Below are 4328 nucleotides of genomic sequence, written 5' to 3'. Positions count from 1 at the left end.
CTGTGGTACATCGCGGTCGCCAACGTGTTCGTCTACCTGCTGCGTTACGGCATTCTGGATTGGTCGCCGACTTATCTGAAAGAAGTGAAGCACTTCGCGCTGGACAAGTCTTCCTGGGCTTACTTCCTGTATGAATACGCCGGTATCCCGGGCACCCTGCTGTGCGGCTGGATGTCGGACAAAGTGTTCAAAGGCAACCGCGGCGCCACCGGCATGTTCTTCATGACGCTGGTGACCATCGCCACCGTGGTGTTCTGGATGAACCCGCCGGGTAACCCGACCGTAGACATGATCTGTATGCTGGTCATCGGCTTCCTGATCTACGGCCCGGTGATGCTGATCGGCCTGCACGCGCTGGAGCTGGCACCGAAGAAAGCCGCCGGCACCGCCGCGGGCTTCACCGGCCTGTTCGGCTACCTGGGTGGCTCGGTTGCGGCCAGCGCCATCGTCGGTTACACCGTGGACTTCTTCGGTTGGGACGGCGGCTTCATGGTGATGATCGGTGGCGGCGTGCTGGCGGTTATCCTGCTGCTGCTGACCATGCTGAACGAGAAGAAATATCACGCTTAATTGCCGTTAAGTGAGATTAAGTGCCACTCATGCACGTCAGTTGAACCATCGATTGATCTTGGCGTACTTTTATGGTGTGGGGTTTGCAAGTTATCTGCGTGCAGTTCGCTAACTCAGTGGTGGAGAAGCAGGCCAACGTAGCCGCCGTTGGCGGGTTTCATAGGCATCATGTATAGTGCAACAAGTAATAGCTGTCCCCGGCGATATCTAGAGTATAAATCGATCAGTATATGGTGAATAAAATCCACAACTGACAACTAGAGCGAAGTGACACCAACCATCCATGGATGGGAGTATAGCAGATGGTCTAGTGTTCTAGGCTCACACGCTGGGCTAGCGCTTCTTACACACGGTCTAAATATCATTGCTATGATGGTTACTGGATGGATTAATCATATTCTTTTGCTAACTTTCAGACTATTCAGAGTATCATTGTTTAGCTATTTCGACTCATCTGCAAACACTCAAATCTCTGGTGCATGGAAGCCCGTGATTCTCTGGTGGTGCTATGCCTGAATTTGAGCCTAAGTATCAAGCATCCGAACTAAGCATGTTATTAGCGGCATACGTATTTTTGTTGCTAGTAGATATCATTATATATGACCCATTTGGAGTGATTTTCTGTCTTGAACTTTTTTTTAGATTAAAAACACGTTATTTTCAAATTTAAAGTATTTTATTTTCACATATATGAAATAGTAATAAGTTCTTTATTTGTAATTCATGCTGGTTTTTTGTTCTGTCGAATTGCCTTTTTTTGTTTTTTTTAATTCTTTTTGGTGTTTGTTTGTTGTTTTTACTCATTATTTCTCCTGTTTTTTTTTGTTGGAATTGTTATGCGATTATTCGTACTATTACGATAAAAAATCACATAAAATTTGTGCGGATAAGGTGAGTGCAATAGGAAATAAAAATCTATTACGATTACATAATGGGAGGTAATAAGTTAATGTTTAAAAGGATAGATATGTGTTTAAGTTTTATAAATAATTTCGATTTTCGACTTAGCTTAAAAACATAACATTAAAATGATTCGTTTTATCATGTGTTTTTTATTCAGTTACCATAGATAGAAGTCTGACACTTGGGAAGTTCACTCTATTAATAGTTAAACTTGCTAATGGATTGGACCATATACCTACATTTAACATTACAAGGTAATATAACCATGGGAATTTTCAAATATAAAAATAAAGATGATTTTAGACTTATCTCGGATGTCATTAATATACAAACTATATATACAAATGCTGTATATTCTGACAATAGAGTCTTAGGAGACGGATGGAAGGTATTGTCTGGAGATTCGCTTGGTTTTCAAGGCCAAAAAAATAAATTTGGTGCCTTTTATGGTCAAGATGCTGGTTACTATCATGGATATGGGCAGGAGGCTAACGTATTAGGGAAATATGATGAAAATGGTAAGCTCGTTAAAATCGGTGTTTCGTTTTGGGGAGTTGGTACTTATAGCGGAGAACAAGATCCCAACGATAGAGGGGCAGCATTCAATAAACTAAATGATGCACGAGACATACTATTTGCAACAGCTGAAAGCAGAGAGAAACTTGCGTCTGATTATTTTGATATTTTATTAAAAAGAGTCATTGATTTTGCGAAAACCAATGGTTTGGGGGCTAAGGATGTTATTATATCTGGACACAGTCTTGGAGGGGCGCTAGTAAATAGTTTATCGACACTTTCGGATGCAGGATATTTAGATGGATGGTACAAAGAATCATCTTACGTGGCTTTTTCGTCTCCAACAAAGCCAATTGGGAACACCAAGGTACTTCAAATTGGGTTTGAAAACGACCCTGTATATCGATTATTAGCTTCAACAGATAATGCCGCATGGGATTTGAGTAAAAAAGGCTTATTGTACACTGCGGGAGAACATGATGATACTGTAGACGGATTTACTAACAATATCGTTGATTTTAATGATTATTACACTACAAAATATTTTGATGGTGGGTATTTTAGCAAATCAATTACAGAGAAAATTTTTTCTTATTTTAATGGAAAGTCATCGTCGGAAATATCATGGGCGGCGCACTCAAGTTCAGAGTTATTAAGCGCATTAGAGCGCGTTAAACATTCTGATTTTTACGATTATACCTTTGAAAACTCTACAGTTATATTCTCAAATTTAACTGATGAACTTGCATCAAGATATTGGGTAGAGGATCTTAATGCGGCTAAGCATAAAGGGACGACTTTTATTTTTGGAAGGGAAAATGGGATAAATTTACTAAAAGGTGGAAGCGGTAATGATTATATACAAGGAGGGGGGGGGGATGATTATTTTGAAGATAATCAAGGAATAAATGTTCTAAAAGGAGGGGAGGGGGTAAATGTTTACTCGATAAAAAGTAGTTTTGATGATGTTTCCGTTGCATTTTCCTATGACGGTACTGCTTATTTTTCTTTTAATGATAAAAGCATAACTAAAGGGGTTAATATAACAAATGTATCTTTTGATTACTCACCAGATAAGAAGGTTGGAGATTATAAATTACTTTCACTGGATGAGTTGCGACCATTGACCTCTATTTTTGCGAACCTTGAAAATAAATATTCGATAAGAAGTGATGCTGAGAATGAATGGCTGTTTTCTGGAAGCGATAATAGTAAAGTGATTTCAACTGGCAATAATACAATTCACTCTGGCACTGGTGATGACGTATTGTATGGCAGTTATCTTGGGGATACATTTATATTTAGTGGTGATTTTGGTAGTGATAAGGTTTACAATTTAGAAAGATCGGTTGATAATAGATTTATTTTTATGGAGAGCAAGAATATTTTAGAGAATGATAATTTTGTTCAACATACAACTTTTGACCAAAACGGTGACGCTGTATTAACATTTGGGAATAATAACGTGACGTTAGTTGGGTTACATACGTTAGATGATGTGAGTAAAATTGCAATGGATTTTGTATAGCGCTTTTCGAGGTTGTCCCCATCTCTAAGATAAGATGGGGACGTTTCTTTTAATTATTCCTAATATTTATAAGTGAATGTATTTTCAATGAAATATTTAAAGTGGTTGACAAGTAGAAAAGAGTGAACTGCATTAGTTATTAGGGATGATAGCAGACAAAACCTCATGAAACACGAATATGAGATGTAATGTAATTTTTTATGATTGTAATGATTTGCATTAAGTTGAGTTGTTATGAAATAGAACAGCTAAACACTACGCTTTAAAGATTATTCGGTGGATTTCTACCCAACACCAACAGCACGGAGAAAACGGAATGCGAAATCAAGTCAAAGCCCTGCTGACAGGGATCATTCTCGCCACCTCGATGGTCAGCGCCGCACAGGCGGCGGACAAAGTGGTCATCGCCCACCGCGGTGCCAGCGGCTACTTGCCGGAACACACCCTGCCGGCGAAAGCGATGGCCTACGCGCAGGGCGCCGATTACCTCGAGCAAGACCTGGTGATGACCAAAGACAACGAACTGGTAGTGCTGCACGACCATTATCTCGATCGCGTCACCGATGTCGCCGAACGCTTCCCGGACCGCGTGCGCAAAGACGGCCGTTATTACGCCATCGACTTTACGCTGGCGGAGATCAAATCACTGAAGTTCACCGAAGGCTTTGACATCGAAAACGGCAAGAAGGTGCAGGGCTACCCTGGCCGCTTCCCGATGGGCAAATCCGACTTCCGCGTGCACACCTTCCAGGAAGAGATCGAGTTCGTGCAGGGTCTGAACCATTCGACCGGCAAGAACATCGGCATCTAT

At 40.9% G+C, this 4328-nt stretch carries 3 protein-coding genes; all 3 read left to right on the top strand.

Annotated elements, in window-relative coordinates; translation table 11 throughout:
- Positions 1-570: MFS transporter (locus ACP39K_RS24445; protein WP_497008990.1), on the top strand; the 570-nt coding region annotated here is incomplete at its 5' end.
- A gap of 1168 nt (positions 571-1738) precedes the next feature.
- On the top strand, positions 1739-3517 hold the full coding sequence (locus ACP39K_RS24440; RefSeq protein ID WP_497008989.1) for a hypothetical protein: 1779 nt from the start codon (positions 1739-1741) through the stop codon (positions 3515-3517).
- Positions 3518-3833: 316 nt separating this feature from the next.
- A partial coding sequence (gene glpQ / locus ACP39K_RS24435; protein WP_497008988.1) for a glycerophosphodiester phosphodiesterase occupies positions 3834-4328 on the top strand: 495 nt, incomplete at its 3' end.

The sequence above is a fragment of the Serratia sp. EC4 genome (assembly GCF_059652115.1).
Note: the sequence above shows the minus strand (reverse complement) of the source record. Positions and strands in the feature narration are given on the sequence as shown.

Bases quoted from the DNA above. Each gene is read 5' to 3' on its own strand.
- ACP39K_RS24440 (WP_497008989.1), top strand. From the start codon at position 1,739: ATGGGAATTTTCAAATATAAAAATAAAGATGATTTTAGACTTATCTCG.